The organism is Kitasatospora sp. NPDC088160, from assembly GCF_044741445.1.
GTDB lineage: Bacteria > Actinomycetota > Actinomycetes > Streptomycetales > Streptomycetaceae > Kitasatospora.
Genome location: NZ_JBIUSS010000013.1, coordinates 93,298 through 112,026 on the forward strand (window position 1 = coordinate 93,298; position 18,729 = coordinate 112,026).

At 73.0% G+C, this 18,729-nt stretch carries 20 protein-coding genes and 1 pseudogene; 10 read left to right on the forward strand and 11 right to left on the reverse strand.

What is annotated here, in order from left to right; all coding sequences use genetic code 11:
• The first annotated feature begins 8 nt into the window (after positions 1-8).
• Complete coding sequence (pgm, locus tag ACIOGZ_RS21500) at positions 9-1,649, forward strand: phosphoglucomutase (alpha-D-glucose-1,6-bisphosphate-dependent) (protein ID WP_363632400.1); 1,641 nt, start codon at positions 9-11, stop codon at positions 1,647-1,649.
• Between the two features lie 188 nt (positions 1,650-1,837).
• On the opposite strand, the gene ACIOGZ_RS21505 is transcribed toward pgm, so the two are convergent.
• Positions 1,838-2,245 carry a MarR family transcriptional regulator gene (locus ACIOGZ_RS21505; protein ID WP_363589201.1) on the reverse strand — a complete coding sequence of 136 codons (408 nt, stop codon included), beginning with the start codon at positions 2,243-2,245 and terminating at the stop codon, positions 1,838-1,840.
• A gap of 218 nt (positions 2,246-2,463) precedes the next feature.
• On the opposite strand from ACIOGZ_RS21505, the gene ACIOGZ_RS21510 reads away from it, so the two are divergent.
• Positions 2,464-2,868, forward strand: coding sequence for a nuclear transport factor 2 family protein (locus ACIOGZ_RS21510; RefSeq protein WP_363589174.1), 405 nt, complete (start codon positions 2,464-2,466; stop codon positions 2,866-2,868).
• 33 nt (positions 2,869-2,901) lie between these two features.
• Here ACIOGZ_RS21510 and ACIOGZ_RS21515 read toward each other — a convergent pair whose 3' ends face one another.
• Positions 2,902-4,110, reverse strand: coding sequence for an MFS transporter (locus ACIOGZ_RS21515; protein WP_400986789.1), 1,209 nt, complete (start codon positions 4,108-4,110; stop codon positions 2,902-2,904).
• A gap of 110 nt (positions 4,111-4,220) precedes the next feature.
• Here ACIOGZ_RS21515 and ACIOGZ_RS21520 point away from each other — a divergent pair, with 110 nt between their 5' ends.
• Entirely contained in the window at positions 4,221-4,556 is a 336-nt protein-coding gene (locus ACIOGZ_RS21520) for a transcriptional regulator (RefSeq protein ID WP_363589178.1), read from the forward strand.
• Positions 4,557-4,754: 198 nt separating this feature from the next.
• Here the strand turns inward: ACIOGZ_RS21520 and ACIOGZ_RS21525 are convergent, their stop codons facing one another.
• Both ACIOGZ_RS21525 and ACIOGZ_RS21530 read right to left on the reverse strand, forming a co-directional pair.
• Positions 4,755-5,177, reverse strand: a complete 423-nt coding sequence (locus tag ACIOGZ_RS21525; protein ID WP_363589180.1) for a tautomerase family protein — start codon at positions 5,175-5,177, stop codon at positions 4,755-4,757.
• 66 nt (positions 5,178-5,243) lie between these two features.
• Positions 5,244-5,945, reverse strand: coding sequence for an SDR family oxidoreductase (locus ACIOGZ_RS21530; RefSeq protein WP_363589182.1), 702 nt, complete (start codon positions 5,943-5,945; stop codon positions 5,244-5,246).
• A gap of 145 nt (positions 5,946-6,090) precedes the next feature.
• Between ACIOGZ_RS21530 and ACIOGZ_RS21535 the strand changes: the two genes are divergently transcribed.
• Positions 6,091-6,717 (forward strand): TetR/AcrR family transcriptional regulator, encoded by a 627-nt coding sequence (locus tag ACIOGZ_RS21535; RefSeq protein WP_400845353.1) that lies wholly within the window; start codon positions 6,091-6,093, stop codon positions 6,715-6,717.
• Between the two features lie 508 nt (positions 6,718-7,225).
• On the opposite strand, the gene ACIOGZ_RS21540 is transcribed toward ACIOGZ_RS21535, so the two are convergent.
• Positions 7,226-7,699 (reverse strand): MarR family transcriptional regulator, encoded by a 474-nt coding sequence (locus ACIOGZ_RS21540; protein WP_363623915.1) that lies wholly within the window; start codon positions 7,697-7,699, stop codon positions 7,226-7,228.
• A gap of 150 nt (positions 7,700-7,849) precedes the next feature.
• On the opposite strand from ACIOGZ_RS21540, the gene ACIOGZ_RS21545 reads away from it, so the two are divergent.
• From ACIOGZ_RS21545 to ACIOGZ_RS21555, 3 genes are all read left to right on the forward strand, one after another.
• Complete coding sequence (locus tag ACIOGZ_RS21545; protein ID WP_363623917.1) at positions 7,850-8,749, forward strand: MBL fold metallo-hydrolase; 900 nt, start codon at positions 7,850-7,852, stop codon at positions 8,747-8,749.
• 334 nt (positions 8,750-9,083) lie between these two features.
• Positions 9,084-9,563 carry a hemerythrin domain-containing protein gene (locus ACIOGZ_RS21550; protein WP_400810453.1) on the forward strand — a complete coding sequence of 160 codons (480 nt, stop codon included), beginning with the start codon at positions 9,084-9,086 and terminating at the stop codon, positions 9,561-9,563.
• Between the two features lie 72 nt (positions 9,564-9,635).
• Entirely contained in the window at positions 9,636-10,136 is a 501-nt protein-coding gene (locus ACIOGZ_RS21555) for a hypothetical protein (protein ID WP_363589191.1), read from the forward strand.
• A gap of 119 nt (positions 10,137-10,255) precedes the next feature.
• On the opposite strand, the gene ACIOGZ_RS21560 is transcribed toward ACIOGZ_RS21555, so the two are convergent.
• From ACIOGZ_RS21560 to ACIOGZ_RS21575, 4 genes and pseudogenes are all read right to left on the reverse strand, one after another.
• A complete protein-coding gene (locus tag ACIOGZ_RS21560; protein WP_400986923.1) occupies positions 10,256-10,447 on the reverse strand; it encodes a DUF397 domain-containing protein in 192 nt (63 codons plus the stop codon).
• Between the two features lie 116 nt (positions 10,448-10,563).
• A pseudogene (locus ACIOGZ_RS21565) lies at positions 10,564-11,115 on the reverse strand (DUF5919 domain-containing protein); the annotation flags it as partial.
• Positions 11,116-11,217: 102 nt separating this feature from the next.
• Complete coding sequence (locus ACIOGZ_RS21570; RefSeq protein ID WP_400986791.1) at positions 11,218-11,424, reverse strand: DUF397 domain-containing protein; 207 nt, start codon at positions 11,422-11,424, stop codon at positions 11,218-11,220.
• Positions 11,414-12,250 carry a helix-turn-helix domain-containing protein gene (locus ACIOGZ_RS21575; RefSeq protein WP_400986793.1) on the reverse strand — a complete coding sequence of 279 codons (837 nt, stop codon included), beginning with the start codon at positions 12,248-12,250 and terminating at the stop codon, positions 11,414-11,416. Before ACIOGZ_RS21575 ends, ACIOGZ_RS21570 begins: the two co-directional genes overlap by 11 nt.
• 118 nt (positions 12,251-12,368) lie before the next feature.
• On the opposite strand from ACIOGZ_RS21575, the gene ACIOGZ_RS21580 reads away from it, so the two are divergent.
• The 3 genes from ACIOGZ_RS21580 (at position 12,369) to ACIOGZ_RS21590 (ending at position 13,387) form a co-directional block, all read left to right on the forward strand.
• Entirely contained in the window at positions 12,369-12,569 is a 201-nt protein-coding gene (locus tag ACIOGZ_RS21580) for a hypothetical protein (protein ID WP_400986795.1), read from the forward strand.
• Positions 12,569-12,817 carry a hypothetical protein gene (locus ACIOGZ_RS21585; RefSeq protein WP_400986797.1) on the forward strand — a complete coding sequence of 83 codons (249 nt, stop codon included), beginning with the start codon at positions 12,569-12,571 and terminating at the stop codon, positions 12,815-12,817. The genes ACIOGZ_RS21580 and ACIOGZ_RS21585 overlap by 1 nt, the downstream gene beginning before the upstream one ends.
• A 75-nt stretch (positions 12,818-12,892) precedes the next feature.
• Positions 12,893-13,387: an NUDIX domain-containing protein gene (locus ACIOGZ_RS21590; protein ID WP_400986798.1), complete on the forward strand. Its 495-nt coding sequence runs from the start codon at positions 12,893-12,895 to the stop codon at positions 13,385-13,387.
• A gap of 62 nt (positions 13,388-13,449) precedes the next feature.
• Here ACIOGZ_RS21590 and ACIOGZ_RS21595 read toward each other — a convergent pair whose 3' ends face one another.
• Positions 13,450-13,926 (reverse strand): hypothetical protein, encoded by a 477-nt coding sequence (locus tag ACIOGZ_RS21595; protein WP_363589746.1) that lies wholly within the window; start codon positions 13,924-13,926, stop codon positions 13,450-13,452.
• Between the two features lie 270 nt (positions 13,927-14,196).
• Positions 14,197-18,621: a beta strand repeat-containing protein gene (locus ACIOGZ_RS21600; RefSeq protein ID WP_400986800.1), complete on the reverse strand. Its 4,425-nt coding sequence runs from the start codon at positions 18,619-18,621 to the stop codon at positions 14,197-14,199.
• Between the last annotated feature and the right edge of the window lie 108 nt (positions 18,622-18,729).

The window sequence follows — 18,729 nt, forward strand, 5'->3', positions numbered from 1 at the left end:
GAAGACGGATGGCACACGCACGGGCCGGGCAGTTGGCGCAGCCGGATGACCTGGTGGATGTGGCGCGGCTGGTGACGGCGTACTACGCGCTGAACCCGGACCCTCAGGAGGTCGGCCAGCGGGTGGCGTTCGGCACCTCGGGCCACCGCGGGTCCTCGCTGGACGCCGCGTTCAACGAGGACCACATCGCCGCGACCACGCAGGCGATCTGCGAGTACCGGGCCCAACAGGGCATCGCCGGACCGCTGTTCCTGGGCGCCGACACGCACGCGCTCTCGGAGCCGGCGAAGGTGACGGCGGTGGAGGTGCTGGCCGCCAACGGCGTCCAGGTGCTGCTGGACGCGGCCGACGGCTACACCCCCACGCCCGCGGTCTCGCACGCGATCCTGGCCCACAACCGGCGCAGCCCCCGGGCGCTGGCGGACGGCATCGTCGTCACCCCCTCGCACAACCCGCCGCGCGACGGCGGCTTCAAGTACAACCCGCCCAGCGGCGGCCCGGCCGGCTCGCAGGCCACCGGCTGGATCCAGGACCGCGCCAACGAGCTGATCCGCGAGGGCCTGCGCGGCGTCAAGCGCGTCCCGTACGCGCGGGCGCTGGCGGCGGCGACCACCGGGCGCCACGACTACCTGGGCACCTACGTCGAGGACCTGCCCGCCGTGCTCGACCTGGACGCGGTGCGCGCGGCCGGGCTGCGCATCGGCGCGGACCCGCTGGGCGGGGCGTCGGTGGCGTACTGGGCGCGCATCGCCGAGACGCACCGCCTGGACCTGACGGTGGTCAACCCGGTCACCGACCCGACCTGGCGGTTCATGACGCTGGACTGGGACGGCAAGATCCGCATGGACTGCTCCTCGCCGTCCGCGATGGCCTCCCTGATCGGCCGCAAGGACGAGTACGCCATCGCCACCGGCAACGACGCGGACGCCGACCGGCACGGCATCGTCACCCCCGACGGCGGCCTGATGAACCCCAACCACTACCTGGCGGTGGCCGTCGACTACCTGTACCGCCACCGCGCGGACTGGCCCGCCGACGCCGCGGTCGGCAAGACGCTGGTGTCCTCCTCGATGCTGGACCGGGTCGCCGCCGACCTCAAGCGCGAACTGGTCGAGGTGCCGGTGGGCTTCAAGTGGTTCGTCGACGGGCTGGCGGAGGGCTCGATCGCCTTCGGCGGCGAGGAGTCGGCCGGCGCCTCGTTCCTGCGCCGCGACGGCGGGGTGTGGACCACCGACAAGGACGGCATCCTGCTGGCCCTGCTGGCCTCCGAGATCACCGCCGTCACCGGCGCCACCCCCAGCGCCTACTACCGCGAGCTGACCGAGCGCCACGGCGCCCCCGCCTACGCCCGCGTGGACGCCCCGGCCGACCGCGAGCAGAAGGCGCGCCTGGCCCGGCTCTCCCCGCAGCAGGTCACCGCGGGCGAGCTGGCCGGCGAGGCGGTGACCGCGGTGCTGGCCGAGGCGCCCGGCAACGGGGCACCGATCGGCGGCATCAAGGTGTGCACCGACAACGCCTGGTTCGCGGCCCGTCCCTCGGGCACCGAGGACGTCTACAAGATCTACGCCGAGTCCTTCCTCGGCACCGGCCACCTGGCCCGGGTGCAGGAGGAGGCCCGCGCCCTGGTCGGCGAGGTCCTCGGCGCCTGATCCCGCGCCCGCGGGTGCCCCGGACCGGTTCCCCGGCCCGGGGCACCCGCGTTTTCCGGGCCCGTCCTTCCCGGAGGCGCTGTCCCGCGCGCCCCGTCGCCCCTTAACCCCGCCGCCCCTTAACCCCGCCGCCCCGTGCGCCCCTTGGCCCCGCTGCTCCTTCGCTCCGCCGCCCCTTCGCCCCGTGCTCAGCCGAACGGGCCCTGCTCGGTGAAGCGCCGCAGCGACCGGGCGAACGCCTCGGCCTCCCCGGGCGGCCAGGAGGCGAGCGCCTCCTCGATGCCGCCGGCCAGGCGCCGGCGCATCACCGCCACGGTGCGCTCGCCGGCGCCGGTCAGGGTCAGCAGGGTGGCGCGCTGGTCGCGCGGGTCGGCCGCGCGGCGCAGCAGCCCGGCCTCCTCCAGACGGGTGGCCCGGCGGCTGACCCCGGAGCGGTCCAGGCCGATCTCGGCGGCCAGGTCGGCGGCGCTGCGCGCCCCGGTGCGGGCCAGGCCGGAGAGCACGGGGTAGGTGACCTCGTCCACCGCCTCGCCCAGGCCCTCGGTCAGGCGCCGGTAGAGCGCGGCGCGGGCGGGGCGGCGCAGCAGGACGGCCAGGGCCTGGGCGACGGCGTCCCCGAGGCCGGAGGCAGTTTCAGGAACGGGGCCGGGGTCGGGGTCGGGGTCGGGGTCGGGGTCGGGGTCGGGGTCGGGGATTTCGGGGGAGTGGTCCACCCCCCGATCATAGCGTGCGCGACGCACGCATTCCTGGGGTACGCTCATCCCGTGAAGCGTGCGCCACGCACGCATTGTCGGATTCCGAGAAGGGAACCCCCATGCCCGCCACCGCCCCCCGCACCACCATCGCCGCCGCCCTCGACGACCTGCTCTTCACCCCCGGCCTCGACCTGGAGACCGCCGTCGAGCGCCACTTCACCCCCGACTACCGCCAGCGCACCGACGGCCGCTGGGACGACCGCGCCGCCTTCACCGACCACATCCGCCACCTGCGCGCCGTGGTCGCCTCCGGCCGCGTCGAGGTCCACGAGGAACTCCACGACGGCGACCGCACCGCCACCCGGCACACCGTCGACGTCCTCAAGACCGACGGCACCCAGGTCTCCATGGAGGTCTACCTCTTCGGCCAGTACGGCCCCTGCGGGCGCCTGCGCCGCATCGAGGAGACCACCCTGCTGCTCGCCGGAGCCGAGGCCGACCGCAACCTCGGCTCCGCCCGCTGAGACCCCGCCCGCTGAACCCCGCCCGCCCGAGGATCAGGACCGCGACGGCGACGGCGACGGTGCCGGCGCCGGCACCGTCGCCTCCTCCTCCGTCGGCGCACCCGCCCGCGCGTCCCGCGTGGTCGCCGCCGCCGTCACCGCCGCCACCAGCGCCAGCCCCGCCGCCGCGAACGGGAACCACCGCCCGCCCAGCACCGCGATCGCCGCACTGCCCGCCACACCCCCGGCCGCCGTCCCCAGGTACAGCGCACTGCTGTTCAGCGAGATCAGCAGTGGCGCGTTCCCCGGATCGATCGACGCCAGCCGGTGCGGCAGCGCCACCGACACCGCCCACCCCGCCAGCGGCACCACCGCCGCGTACACCAGCGCCCCCGGCATGCTGCGCCCCAGCCACGGCAGCGCGGCGAACGCGCCCGCCGCCACCGTCGAGCCGGTGAGCAGCACCCGCCGCACCCCGACCCGGTCCACCAGGCGCCCGCCCAGCCAGCTGCCCGCCACCGACATCACGCCCGCCGTCAGCAGCACCAGGCTCAGCCGGTCCGCGTCGCCCCCGGTCGCCCCCGAGACGGCGGTGGCCAGGTAGATGTAGACGCACTGGAAGGCCAGGAAGAACGCCAGCGTGGTGGCCGCCGCCCCCAGCACCCGCCGCTGCCCCAGCGGGGCCAGGCGCGCCCGCAGCCCCGGCGCCGCCACCGGCGCCGCCAGGTCGCGCAGCAGCAGCGCCAGCCCCGCCAGCGCCGCCACGCCCAACGCGGTGACCAGCCACATCGTCATCCGCCAGTCGCCGCGCCCCACCCAGGTGCCCAGCGGTACGCCCAGCGCGGTGGCCACCGTCATCCCGCCCAGCACGGTGGCCAGCGCCCGTCCGCGCCGCTCGGGGGCGACCAGGGTGGTGGCCACCGCGTTGGCGGTCGGCGTGTACAGCGCGGCCCCGGCCGCCGCCAGGACCCGGGTGGCCAGCAGCAGGCCGTAGCCGGGGGCGAGCGCGCTGAGCGCGTTGGCCGCGCTGAACACCGCGAGCGCGGTCAGCAGCAGCCGCCGGCGCGGCCAGCGGGCGGTGAGCGCGGCCAGCACCGGGGCCAGCAGCGCGTAGCCGAGCGCGAAGACGGTGACCAGCTGGCCCGCGGCCGGCACGGACACCCCCAGGTCGGCGGCGATCGGGCCGAGGATGCCGGCGACGACCATCGAGTCGGTGCCCATGGCGAAGGTGCCGAGGGCGAGCAGGAGCAGGCGTACGGGCATGGAAAAGCCCCCGATTGTTTGACGATAGGGCAACAGTTTGACGCTCGTCAAACACTAGGGATGGGTGGATGATTGTCAAACCAATGTCCAGCCGACGAGGACCACGCGCCATGACCGAAGACGAGCGGCTGCCCCAGCCCGCCACCGCCGACATCGACCTCGTCACGGTCCTGCACGCCCTCGGCGACCCCGTCCGGATGACCCTGCTGCTCAGCTACGCCGACGGCGCCGAACACTCCTGCGCCCCCCGCGACCTGGGCCTGGACCACCTCCACAAGTCGACCGTCTCCCACCACATGCGCGTCCTGCGCGAGGCCGGCGTCACCACCACCCGCGTCGCCGGGCGCAACCGCTTCGTCAGCCTGCGCCGCACCGACCTCGACGCCCGCTTCCCCGGCCTGCTCGACGCCCTCCTCGCCGGTGCGCCTGCCGCCCTCGACGGCTGAACCTGCCTGAACCTGCCTGAGCCCGCCTGAACCGGCCAGGACCCACCGCTCGCGGGGTGCCGGGGCGGTGGGTCCTGGAGTGGGAAGTCGACCTGTCCGACTTCTCGTGGCGGCGCCGTGCCGGGGCGTCCGTCGACAGGAGGTCGGCAGGAGGTCGGAAGGGGATCGGCAGGAGGTCAGCAGGAGGTCAGCAGGGAATCAGTAGGGGATCGGGCGGTTCTCGCGGGCCCACAGCTGTTCGGCCTCGCTCTGGGACGGGGGCGGGGCGATCCCGTTGATCATCCACAGGTCCCGGGGCGTCTCGTCGATGTGGAACTCGCAGTACAGGCCGCGCCCGGTGGTGTGGGGCGCGAGGAGGGCGGCGAGGGCCTCCCGGGTGCGCTTGCGCAGGTCGGGGTCCTCGGTGTGCCGGGCGATGTGCTCGACCACGATCCGCACCGCGTCGTGCGCGGGCTGGTCGCCCACGTGGAAGGAGTCGGCGCCGATCTCGTGGAAGAGCGTCATCACGTAGAACTTCGGCAGCCCGAAGCGGGTGTAGAACCCGGTGATGTCGGCGGCGAGCTGCTGCTTCTGCCCGGGGGTGTAGGTGCCGGGAGGGTGGTAGACGTGCCACAGGGGCATGGGTGTTCTCCTCGGTGTCGGCCGGCGGTGGCCGGCGGGTTTCGACGGGTTTCGGCGGGGTGCGGTTCAGCGGCGGATGGGGATGGTGAGGCCCTCCACCGGGCCGGGGAGCGCGGACTTGAGCGCCCGGGTGAGGTCGTCGACGAGGACTTCGCGATCGCCGCGCTCGACGCCGTCCAGGACGATGCGGGCCACCTCGGCGGCCGGGATCTTGTCGACGGGCAGGGCCGCCACCATCTCGGTGTCCGCGAAGCCCAGGTGCACGCCGACGACCTGGGTGCCCTGGGCGGCGAGCTCCAGGCGCAGGGAGTTGGTCAGGGACCACAGGGCGGCCTTGGAGGCGCCGTAGGCGCCGGCGCCCGCGCCCCAGGACAGCGCGGAGTGGATGTCGACCAGCGCTCCGCCGCCACGGGCCGCCAGCACCGGCGCGAAGGCCCGGGCGATGCGCAGCGGGCCCAGGACGTTGGTGTCGAAGGTCGCCTGGACCTGCCGCAGGTCGCCGGTGAGCAGCGCTCCCGGGTACAGGACGCCGGCGTTGTTGAAGACGAGGTCGACGTCCTGGACGCGCTCGGCCAGGGCGGCCACCGAGGCGTCGTCGGTGACGTCCAGGGCGAGGACCTCCACCCGCCCGTCCTCGCTGGGCACGGGGGTGCGGGCGGTGGCGTAGACCTTCTTCGCGCCGCGCGCCAGCAGTTCCCCGACGAACGCCCGGCCGAGGCCGCGCAGGCCTCCGGTGACCAGGGCGGTGGAGCCGTCGATCACGGTCATGTGCGTGTTCCTCGCTCTCGGAAGGCGGCGCCCGCAGCCGGGGTACCGCAACGTTTAGATTATTACCATCATCTAAACTGGATGGGGAAGCCCGGATGGGAAAGTAGGACCACCACCACCGCAGGACGAGGAAAGGAACGCAGGCATGCCCCGCGTGTCACGGGCCGAGGCCGAACGCCACCGCCAGGAGGTGATCGACCACACCGCCAGACTGATCCGGGAGCAGGGCTCCGACCAGGTCAGCGTCCCCCAGGCGATGGCCGCCGCAGGCCTGACGCACGGCGGCTTCTACCGGCACTTCACCTCCAAGGACGACCTCGTCGCCCAAGCCCTCACAGCCGCCTTCACCGAACGCCGCGAAGCCATGGACCGCCTCGCCGACGACCCCACCCCCGACCCGGCCGCCGCCCAACACCCCACCCCCCGCGCCGAGTTCCTCGCCCGCTACCTCTCCGCCCCCCACCGCGACAACCCCGGCCAGGGCTGCGCCGCCGCAGCCCTGGCCGCCGACGCGGCCCGCGCCGAACCCGGCTCCCCGCTGCGCACCGCCTTCACCGCCGGACTGCGCGACCTGGCCGACGGCTTCCAGCACCTGCCCGACGCCGCCGACCGCGAGAGCGCCCTCGCCGACCTGTCCACCATGGTCGGAGCCCTCCTCCTGGCCCGCGCCAGCGAGGACCCCGCCCTGTCCGACGAACTCCTCACCGCGGCCCGCCACCGCCTGACCACCACCCCCGCCGCGGACGCGGACACGGGCGCGCCGTCCGCGTAGGGCCCGCAGGCTCAGCCCGTGATCGCGCGCACCCGGCCGGGGTCCGGGTGCGGCTCGTACGCGGTGCTGCACTCGCTGATCAGCGTGCCCGCCTTCGCGCCGCAGGGGGCACAGCTGGTTCATGCCGCTCGGGCCGGCGGGGCCGCAGCACCCCCGGGAATGCCTCCCGCCGGGATGCGGCTGGAGTGACGGTGCGTCATCGGGGTGCAGGACCACGGTGTTCCGGGGCCCCGCGGAACACCGGGAACCCGGCGCCGTCCGGATCGCCGACGCAGGGACCCCCGGCGAAGACCGGCAGGCATGCGTCGGAGGGCGCGAGCGGGGCGTCCCACGGCCCGGGTTCCAGGGCGAAGAAGCCGGGCAGTCTGGTCAGCGGTCCGGCGATCGGGGGCGGTCGCAGGCCGCCCACGCGAACACGGTCACCCGGCGTTCCCGACACCCGGCGCGCGCCCTGCCGACCGGACAGGACCTGGCCGCTGCGCCGGGGGAGTGCGGGGCCCGCGCCGATCTACCGGCCCGGCGGGCGGCCTCCGGCCGGGCCGGGCGGCTGGCCGGGGCAGAGGCGGGTGGCCAGTTCGAGCAGGTCCCGGAGGGCGTGCTGCTGGGGGGCGGTGAGGCCGGCCAGCGGCGAGTCCTGGGTGAGGAACGCGAGCAGGCGCGTGCGCAGCGCCGCGCCCTCGGCGGTGAGGACGAGGTGCTTGGCGCGGCGGTCGGTGGGGTGCGGTCGGCGCTCGACCAGGCCCTGCTTCTCCAGCCGGTCGACGACGAAGGTGGTGTTGGAGGGCTCGCAGTTCATGCGCTGGGCGAGTTCGCGCATGGTCAGCGGCCCGGTCATCTCCCGCAGCGCGGTCGCCTGGGGCGCGGTCAGGCCCAGGGTGACGGCGCGTTCGCGGACGTGGTCGGCGATCTGCTGGGCCAGCCCGTTCACCAGGCCGCACAGCTCCCATTCGGGGGTGGCCTGCGGTCGGGGGGGCGTCGTCATGGCTCCATCCTAGCGAGTCCATCAAGCCATCATATTTATCACTTGAACCTTTATGCCTTGAATCTTTCTAGCTTGATGCTTATGGTGGCAAGGCCCGCCGCCGTCGCCACCGGCCCGGCGGCGGACCGACACCGAAGAGGGGAAGGGACCATGGCGAACTTCGAAGCCGACGCGGCCCACCGGGACGAGCGGCTGCGACGGCCCTCCGGCATCCGCTCCGTACAGCTCGGCGACACGAAGGTGACCTTCGTGCCGGACGGCGTCGTCCTGCTGCCGCCGCGCGGCTGGCTGCCCGAGACCACCGACCGGACGTGGGCGGAGCGCCCGCAGTACCTCGACGCCTCCGGCCAGTTCGTCGCGACCGTCGGCGCGCTGCTCGTCGAGCACGCCGGGCGCGCCCTGCTGATCGACGCGGGCTTCGGGCCCCGCTCGCTGCCGGCGGACCCGAGCGTCCCGCACGGCCCCGGCCACGGCGGCGCGCTCCTCGACAACCTCGCCGAACTCGGCCGCCGGCCGGACGACATCGAGGCGGTGGCCTTCACCCACCTGCACTCCGACCACACCGGCTGGGCCTGGCACCCCGCCCCCGGCGGCGACCGGCCGGCCTTCGCCCACGCCGACTACCTGGTGTCCGAGGCGGAATGGGCCGGCCACCTCGCCCGGCCGGACGGGCCCGGCGCGGTCGAGGGGGCCGCCGTCCTGGCCCCGCGCGTGCGCACGGTCGCGCACGGGCAGGAGGTCTTCCCCGGCGTCCGGGTGCACGTCGGCGCCGGCCACACCCCCGGACACGCCGAGTACACCGTCACCGCGGGCGGGCAACGGCTGATCGCCTTCGGCGACGCCATGCACTCGCCCGTCCAGGTCGACCACCCCGAGTGGTCCGTGTCCGTCGACCACGACCCGGCCCGCGCGGTCGAATCCCGCCGCCGCCTCGTCGCCGAACTCGCCGAACCCGACACGATCGGCTTCGGCGTCCACTTCGCCGACGTCGTCTTCGGCCGCGTCCGCCACGACGGCCCCGGCCCCGCCTGGCACCCGCTGGACGCCTGACCGGCCCCCGGGCCCCGCCCGGGGCCCCTTCGGGGGTGTCCACCGCGCCCGCCCGGCCGCCGGCCTTCGGCGCGGATCCCACACGGCTCCGGCATCGCCGCGGACGTCAGGCGACGCCGGAGCCCCCGCCGTCACCACCCGCATGCCGCTCGACCGCGCTCGGAACCCGCCGGAAGCCGGGCCGCGGGGCCACGATGTCCGGGGAAGCCTTCGGCACCCACCCGCGACGGCGCTTGCCCGGACGCCGAGACCCGTGATCGGATGGCGCCAGCATCGCGTGCCGGTGGCGGACAGCGTCAGGCATGGAGGTGCGGAACCGAAGGGACCGCCCTCCGTGGCCTCCCAGGACGGCGACCGCGCGGTCGCCCTGAGCCTTCAACTCTCCCAAGCACACCAGGAACTACGCCGCCGGATCGGCCGGATCAGAGCCGGAATCGGACAGCGCCGCCCGGGCGACGACACACTGCGCACCCACTGCCTGGCCTTCTGCGCCGCGCTGACGGCACACCACCAGGGCGAGGACGAGGGCATGTTCGCCCACCTGCTGCGCGAACGCCCGCAGCTCGCCGGGACGGTCGCCAAGCTCGTCGAGGACCACGAGATGATCGCCGCCATCCTCACCAGGGTGCGCGAACTCGCCGACCACGCCGCCGAATCGCCCGGCGACGGGCTGGAAGCGGTCGGGCGCGAACTCGACGGACTCACCGCGATCATGGAATCCCACTTCGCCTACGAGGAACGCACGATCAGCGAGGCCCTCGACAGCGCGGTACCCGACGGCGGCTGGCCCGACCAGGTGTTCCGGTTCGGCTGACGAGCGAGCCCCTGCCTGCGGGGGAACGGAATTATGTTGTGACGTGAGGGCCTGCGCTGTAGACATACCGCGATGACGATTTTTCATTGCGCCGCCTGCGGCGAGGCCCTCACGGCCGACCTTGAGCCCCTCCCGGCGGTTCCTGCCCGGCACCTGTTCGAGGGCGAGCTCGTCAACGGCCGGCGACAGGCCCCGCCCACCATGCCCCGTGGCCACTACGCCGTCGATCCGCAGCCGCACGGGCCGCCCTTCGTCCCTGCCGAGGACCAGGACGACTGGCCCCCCGCCTACCCCGGCGGCCCGTGCATCAGCGACTTCGACGGAACGGTCGTCGTCTCGGCCGGACCCCGGAACACCTTCGTCCTGCACCCCGAGGACGGGACCGGCCTCACCTGGCACACAACAACGACCGGGCCACCCAGCTGCTGCGGAGCCCCCGGCGACGGCCCACCCAACCGCGCCTGCCACTGCGGCGCCGTGGTCGGAAGCGAGATGTCGGACTGCTACACACCCTACGAACTCCACCTGCTGCCCGACGCCGTCCGCCCCGCTGCCCACACCCCCGACCACTGACGCACACGGCTACACGGACACCACGGGCGACTGGACGGCCAAGGCAAGGCCGTCACGCGCACCCAAGCCGTCGACTCAGCGACACCGGCCAGTTCCTCTTCCCCACCCAGGAATTGCCACTACCGGGCGTCGAACTCACCCGCGCGGACGGCGGCGACGAAGGCCCGCCAGGCGGGGGAGCGGAAGAGGAGGACAGGCCCGTCGGGGTCCTTGGAGTCCCGGACGGGCTGCACACCGGTGAAGCCGTCGGCGACCTCGACGCACTGACCGCCCTGGCCGCTGTAGCTGCTCTTGCGCCAAGTGGTGTCCATCGCGGTTGCCTCCTGCGGGCGGAGTGGAAAGCCGATGGGGATGACTTCCCACTCCGGCGCCGGGTTAGACACAGGTGGCAGCGCGGGCCGGAACGGATGTCGCTGCCCCGGGACCAGAGTTCTTCGACGTGTTCGGCGAAGCGGTCGAACATGCCGTTCTCCCCGCTGCGCCGCAGGTGCATCAGGGGCGAGTCGTGGCCGACGGAGCGGGCGAGGTGGGGCGTGACGAGGGCGTGCTCGTCGAAGCGGAAGACGGAGAGTCCGACGTGGTTCGGGCCGTCGTCCGGAGCGCTGAACCGGGCCTCGATGCCCTCGGTGCCGGAGAGCTTGGCCAGGTTCTCCAGGGCGACCCTGATCCTGGTGGACACCGTGAGCGTCACGTCCTCGATCTGCTCGCGCTGACGCGTCGTGTCGGAGACCGGATCCCCGAGGAGAAACCGGACCCGGCAGCCGCTCTCGGCCTTGCGCCGCAGAGTCTGCAACAGGGCGGGCTGCTCCAGCCAGACGAAGTAGCTGGTGTAGCCGTCGAGGAAGATGTCGGACCGGGCCTCGGCGATCAGCTGCGCCCAGACCGACTGCGGGCAGGCCGAGCGGTACGGGTAGACGGCGAACACCTCCCGGTCGTGCCCGGTCTTGACGTTCGCCCGGACGGTGTTGGGCCAGATCATCCGTTCATCACCCCCTGAGGTCACGGCGGCGGGGTTGAACCGGGTGGAGGGGTTGAGAAGGCCCCGCCGCCCTGGATCGGGGCGTCGGGGCCGGAGTTGCTGCTACCGGGCGTCGAACTCGCCAGCGCGGATGGCGGTGACGAAGGACTGCCAGGCGGGGGAGGGGAAGGCGAGGGTGTGGCCGTTGGGGTCCTTGGAGTCGCGGACCGGGACGATGCCGGGGAAGCCGTCCGCTACCTCGATGCATTCGCCGCCCTGGCCGCTGAACGTGCTCTTGCGCCAGCGAGCGCCGGATAGGTCAAGGTGCACTTTCAAATTCCTTCCGTACTGCGCGGATCAGCTCAAGCGACGGGGCCAGAGGCAGTGCCTCGGCTTGCAGCCGATCGTACTCCCTGGCCCAGCCCGCGAGGGTTTCGGCGTCGCGCTCCAGATGGCCGCGCAGATGGCTCTCCGAATAGCCGAGCAGCGAACGATTCGGCATCGTCAGAAGCGTCACCGGGTGTGCGAACGGCCGGTTCTCCCCGAGACCGAGCGGGGCTACCTGGATGGTCATGTTCGGTAGACCGGCCAACTTCTCCAGGTGGGCCAGCTGGCCCACCATCACCGCTGGTCCGCCGACCGGCCGTCGCAGGCTCCACTCGTCGAGTACGGCTTGGACGTATGGCGGAGACGGTCGGTTGATCCGTTCCTGCCGGGCGAGGAGGAACCGCATGCGCTCGTCGGCCTGCTGCTGAGTGACGGTCCCGCGCGTGACCGGTGCCTGTTCATAGGCTGCCGCATACTCGGGAGTCTGCAGCAGCCCTGAGATGACCCCGATCTGGAAGAGCCGGATGGCGGTCGCTTCGGCTTCCTTGTCGGCGTACTCAGGGAAACCCTCTATCAGGATGCTGTGTTCGAGCTGGTCGAGCATCAGGCCGAGCGTGCCGCCGGTGGCGAGGTGCTCGTCCACGAGATCGACGAATCGGCGGCTCGGCGCGCGGATGCCGCGTTCGATGCTGGAGATGTAGGCACCGGAGTAGGCGATGGCCTCTCCGAGTTCCGTCTGGGTCAGGCCGCGTGCCTCGCGTGAACGGCGGAGCTGAATCCCGAGGGTCGCGTACGGGGATGACGCAGGATCAAGCTTCTTACGGTTCATGATGCTTCCCAACTGAACCATGCTGAACTGGCGACTTCAGATGCTTCCCTAGGAGGGGGTCGTTCCGCAAGTCTTTCCCACACAGAAAGTGAAGGATTGACTGCGGAAGGTTATTCCCATGGCTGATGCCCAAGTGCCCCGGCTCCACGGCTACGGGGTCCGCTGGGACCCGGAGGGCCGGTGTTACCGGGTGCGGAACGAGACGACGGGGGAGTGGCTGCGCAGCGGTGCCTCGGGTGAGCTGGCCTCCTTCTCCTCCTTCTCCGCTGCCTTCAGCGCGTGGCGGGGGTTCGAGGTTCGGCGGCAGGTGGGGGCGTGATGGGGGAGAAGGTCTACCGCGTCACCGCCGACCAGCGGCGCCAGGCGGCCGACGTCCTGGACGACCTGACGGCCGTCCTCGCCCTGGGCGGGGTGAAGTTGCCCTCCGTCGAGGTGGATTGGGAGCACGGCCGCAGGACGGGTTGCTACCTCATCGGCCTCGGCTGCGCCCGCCCGTTCGCACTCCTGCGGGTCGTGGACCTGCTGCGCAAGGGGCTGCGCTACGAGCGCCTGACGCATGACGGCTGAACTCCTGGTCCGCCTGCTCTGGTGGGCCGGCTTCTCCCTCGTACTCCTCGCCGCCCTCAGGAAGTGAACCGCCCGATGCGCGACCCCCGTCTCCTCGCCAAGCCGCCGGTGTGCCGGCTCGGCTGCCTCGTCCTCGTGCGCAACCCGCGCGGCGACGTCCTGCTCGTCGACCCGGACTACATGGACGGCCTGATCCTTCCGGGCGGCGCCGCCCAGCCCAACGAGCCCCCCAACCTCGCCGCCGCCCGTCACCTCCACGCCGAGACCGGCCTCAACCTGCGCCTCACGGACGTCCTGGCCGTCGACTTCACCCCCGCCGACCGTTACCTGGAGCGCCTCAACCTGGTCTTCGACGGCGGCACCGTGCGCGACGACACCCGCCTGACCGTCCCGCCCCGGCACCGCAGCGGCCTGTTCGGCGCCCGCTTCGTCCCCGCCCACGAACTCCCGGACGTCATGGCCCCCGCCCAGGCCGCCCGCGCCGCCGAAGCCCTCGCCAACCGCGCCGTCCCTCTCCTCCTCCACGGCCAACGCACCACCTGCGACGAGAACCGGCCCCCACCGCGCTAGAACGCCGGGCGGCAGCTACCTCGCCGACACCCGAACCCGAACCCGGCCCCGGCAGTGGGCGCTCAGCTGACGCCCCGCAGGACACACAGGGTCCCCTGCGGCGCGTGGAACGCCTGCCGCACCTCCCACGCGCCGCTCTGCCCCGCCTTGACGTTCACCGCCGTGTCGCCGAGGGCGAGCACCGTGGCCTTCGCCGAGGTGAAGTAGACGACGATCCGGTAGTCCGCGTCCCGGCCGCCGGGGTTCACCGCAGTGCCGGCCGCGCGCCAGCCGTCCTTGGTCGCCTCGCAGGTGCCGATGGTGACCTGCTTGCGCTTCTCCTGGTCGTTGGCGACGGACGACGGAGGCGGCAGCGTCGGCTGCTCCAGCACGGCGATCTCACCGCTGCTCGCAGCGTCCTCGGAGGGCGCGGCCGTAGCGGCCTGCACGTCCTGACTGCCACCGCTGTGGGGCTGGCGGCAGCCGGACAGGGCGGCGAGGGCGAGCAGTGCGATGCCGGCGGCGGCACCCGCTCGGGCCTTGTGCTTGGTTTCGCGCATCTCTTACTTCCTTCGGCTGTGGGCGGCGCCAGGAACGATCACACCGGTGTCACCGCAGAGGGGCCCGGCCTGTCTTACCGTGCCGGTGCGGGCGGCGCGGGCTCGGCGGGCCTGGCGGTGGCGGAGGTTCATCCGTTCGGCTGAGGTTCGTCCCGTCGTCCGCCCCTCACCCACGGGCCGGACGGACGACGGACGGACGACGGACGGGCACAGAACGGCGGCGGTCCCCGGAGCCCATGCTCCGGGGACCGCCGCCGTCAGCCGCCGTTGCTAGCCGCGACGACGGGTGCGGCGCGTCACCAGCGCCAGCCCACCGCCGAGGAGCAGGAGACTCCCCGCCAGCCCGGCCAGGTGGGTGTTCGCGCCGGTGCTCGGCAGGTGGCCGTGCGGCGGCTTCGCGGTCACCGTCGCGCTGGACGGCGGGGAGGTCACCGGCGGACCGGACGGCGGAGTGCCCGTCGCCGTCGAGGTATTGGTGATCTTCCCGCTGTTCAGGTCGGCCTGCGTGACGGTGTAGGTGGCGGTGCAGGTCACGGACGCGCCCGGTGCGAGCGAGGCGGCGCCTGCCGGGCAGGTGATCACGGGCGGGGTGCCGCTGCCGGAGAACGCCGTCTCGTTCACCGTCACGTCGGTCAGTGTGACGTTCCCGGTGTTGGTCACCAGGAAGCTGTAGTCGACGGTCTGACCCGCGGCCGTGACCGTGGTCGGGGAAGCCGACTTCACCACGGTGAGCGCCGGGGCCGGGGTGTTCGGGACGTTGGTCGAGGACGGCGGGGACGTCACGGGCGGGCCGGTGGGCGGAGTGCCCGTCGCTGTTGCCGTGTTGGCGACCTTGCCGCCGTTCAGGTCGGCCTGTGTGACGGTGTAGCTGGCGGTGCAGGTCACGGACGCGCCGGGGGCGAGCGAGGCGGCGCCGGCCGGGCAGGTCACCACGGGCGCCGTGCCGCTACCGGAGAACGCCGTCTCGTTCACGGTGACGTTGGTCAGGGTGACGTTGCCGGTGTTGGTCACCAGGAAGGAGTAGTGCAGCACCTGGCCGACGGCGGTCAGTTCCGTCGCATCCACCGACTTGACGATGGTGAGCGCCGGGTTGGACGTCGCGGTGACGGTCGCGCTGGAGGGCGGTGAGGTTACGGGCGGGCCGGTGGGCGGTGTGCCGGTGGCCGTCGCGGTGTCCGTGATGCTGCCTGCGTTGAGATCAGCCTGTGTGACGGTGTAGCTGGCGGTGCAGGTCACGGACGCGCCGGGGGCGAGGGAGGCGGCGCCTGCCGGGCAGGTGATCACGGGAGGGGTGCCGGTGCCGGAGAAGGCGGTCTCGTTCACGGTGACGTTGGTCAGGGTCACGTTCCCGGTGTTCGTCACCAGGAAGCTGTAGTCCACGACCTGCCCGACGGTCGAAACCGTGGTCGGCGAGGCGGACTTGACGATGGTGAGCGCCGGGGCCGGGGTGTTCGGGACGCTGGTCGAGGACGGCGGGGACGTCACCGGCGGGCCGGTGGGCGGGGTACCTGTCGCCGTCGCCGTGTTGGTGACCTTCCCACTGTCGACATCCGCCTGCGTGACGGTGTAGCTGGCGGTGCAGGTCACGGACGCACCGGGCGCGAGCGAGGCGGCGCCTGCCGGGCACGTGATCACGGGCGGGGTGCCGGTGCCGGAGAACGCGGTCTCGTTCACCGTCACGTCGGTCAGCGTGACGTTGCCGGTGTTGGTCACCAGGAAGGAGTAGTGCAGCACCTGGCCGGCACCGGTCAGTTCCGTCGCATCCACCGACTTCAGGATGGTGAGCGCCGGGTTGGACGTCGCGGTGACGGTCGCGCTGGAGGGCGGTGAGGTCACCGGCGGGCCGGTGGGCGGTGTGCCGGTGGCCGTCGCGGTGTTGGTGATCGAGCCCGCGTTGATGTCGGCCTGCGTCACCGTGTAGGGGGCGGTGCAGGTCACGGACGCGCCGGGGGCGAGGGAGGCCGCGCCTGCCGGGCAGGTGATCACGGGCGGGGTGCCGGTGCCGGAGAACGCGGTCTCGTTCACCGTCACGTCGGTGAGGGTCACGTTCCCGGTGTTCGTCACCAGGAAGCTGTAGTCCACGACCTGCCCGACGGTCGAAACCGTGGTCGGGGACGCGGTCTTCATGATCGTGATCGCCGGAGCCGGTGTCGCGGTGACGGTTGCGCTGGAGGGCGGTGAGGTCACCGGCGGGCCGGTGGGCGGAGTGCCCGTCGCCGTTGCCGTGTTGGTGATCGAGCCCGCGTTGATGTCGGCCTGCGTCACCGTGTAGGGGGCGGTGCAGGTCACGGACGCGCCGGGGGCGAGGGAGGCGGCGCCTGCCGGGCAGGTGATCACGGGCGGGGTGCCGGTGCCGGAGAACGCGGTCTCGTTCACCGTCACGTTGGTGAGGGTGACGTTGCCGGTGTTGGTCACCAGGAAGCTGTAGTCCACGACCTGCCCGACGGCGGTGACCGTGGTCGGGGACGCGGTCTTCACGATCGTGAGCGAGGGCGTCGCGGGGACCGGGGTGTTGGTGAAGGTGCAGAGCACCATCGGGCTGTTCTTGCCCTCCACCGTGGGCGGGAACGGCAGGTTGAAGGTGGTCGCTCCGGTGCCCGAGGCGACCGGGGCGTTGCCGTTGGCGGTGTCGACGCAGTCGTAGGCGGTGGTGTAGTTGGCGAGGCTGCCGGAGGCGGCGGTCTCGGTCAGCGTGTAGGTGGTCCCCGACACGGCGATGACCGGGCCGGCGGGGGGTGTCTGGACGCCGGTGCTGGTGCCGGTCGTGGTGGCGGTGTTGCCCTGGGTGATGCCGCCGCCGGTGATCGCCAGGCCGAACTGGTCGTTCGAGGTGGTCGACTCGGCGAACCGGCCGACGATGTTCTTCTGCAGGGCCAGGGTCGGGTTGGTGGAGCAGGCGCCGAGGTCCACGGACAGGAAGGCGTTGTTGGAGTACGGCGTGGGCCCGGCCGTGATCGCGCCGGTGTTCGGGTTGAGCTGCTCCAGGTAGGTGGTGCTCCCCGAGGCGAACTCGATGTAGAGGTTTCCGGCGTTGTCGAAGGCCGCCCCGTTGAACGAGTTGCCGTTCGGGTTGGGCAGGGTGCTCAGCACCGTGTCGGTCAGCGGCACACCGGTGGCCGACCCCGTGGTGGGGATCGGCCCGGCCACCCGACCGATGGCGGCGTCGGTGCCGACGGAGGAGAGGACGTAGAGGTTGCCGGCGGCGTCGAAGGTGATGTCGCCGTTGGGGCCGGAGGCTCCGGTGACCGGCAGGTCGAACGTGGCGATCACGCCGGGGATCGCGGTGTTGGTGACGGTGTTGAAGCCGTAGAGGGTGGCCACGCCGGGTGTGGTCGCCGTACCGGGTTCGAAGCTGGCGTAGTAGTAGATGCCGTTGGCCGGGTTCACCGCGCCGGCGACGAAGGAGTCGGTGGTGGCGCCGGCGGATCCGGTGTAGGTGGTCCAGGCCCCGGTGGCCGCGTTGTAGCCGTACACGTTGACGGACCCGGCGACGGTCGGGGTCTGGTCGACCACGTAGGCGGCGGTGCCGCCGTCGGTGATTCCGAGGGCGTTGGTGAAGCCCGACCCGGCGGGGAGCGTGCTGACCGTCGTCGCGGTCACGCTGGATCCGCCGACGGTGCCGGCGGCCAGGGCGAGCAGGGTGCCGGTCGCGGCGGTGGAGGAGCCGCGCTGGATGGCGTAGATCGTGTTGCCCGTGCAGTCCAGGGGGTCGCCGGGTGCCCGGGGCAAGCGGCCGAGCGGGGCGGCGCTGCTCGGGCCGGCCGGTCCGGCCGCTGCGGATGGCGTGGTCTCCGGGGACGGCGTGGTCTCCGGGGACGGGGCTCCTGGAGCGCTGCTCTGGCCGGTGGGCGTCGAGGCCGCTGACGGGTCGGCCTTCGCCGTCGTGGCGCCGGCGCCGGGATCCTTCCACTCCAGCACGACGAGGCCGTTGCCGCCGTCGCCGCTGTGGCCGCCGCCCTTGGCCGCGTCGGCGCCGGTGTTGGCGTCGGTATCGGCGCCGTTGACGTCCGTGATGGACGGCGCGAAGCCGCCGAAGGCCGCCCCGGTGACGTACTGGCGCTCGGTCACGTGAGGGGCAAGGCCTTGCGGCCCGTCTTCAGGACCGGCCCCGGCAGCACCGGCGCCGCTCGCGGTCGCGGTCTCAGTCGCGCTCGTGGCCGTGCCGCCGTCGGCTGCCAGCAGGGTGTCCGCGGGGGTGTGGGACTGGCCCGACCGGATGGTGGAGGCGCCGCCGTTGCGGGCCGCCGGGGAGTCTGCGGCGTCGGGGTGCGAGCGCCCGCCCTGACCCGGTACCACCGTCAGTCGCTGTCCGGCCGTCACTTCCAGTAGCGCGGTCGCGTAGGCGCCGGCGGCGCCCGGTCGGTTCGCGTGCTCGCGGCCGGCCGCGGCGGTGTCGCCGTCGGCGGCCGCACCCGCGCCCCAGGCCTTCGCCCTGATCGAGGAGACCCCGGTGGGGACGGTGAAGTCCTGGTCGCTTCCGGTGTAGGCGAAGGACAGGCAGTCGGTGTAGCCGGCATCCGCCGGGCACGCCTGAGCCGCGTGCGCGGCGGGGGCGGCCAGCAGCGGGACGAGCGGCACCGGCGCCAGCATCAGCACGGCCGCGAGTACTCCGGACCAGCCGCGCCGATTCGGGGCGGCTCTCCCCGGTGCCTCGAAGGCTCGGGCCAAGCCCCAGCGGCGTCTGACTTCGGGCATCGGGGACTCCCCAGGGTGTTCACGGGACGCGTGGATGGCGGCATAAATACGCCATAAGGTGACGAAACGACTATGCCGTATACACCATCCGGGCCGATTCGGCACGCG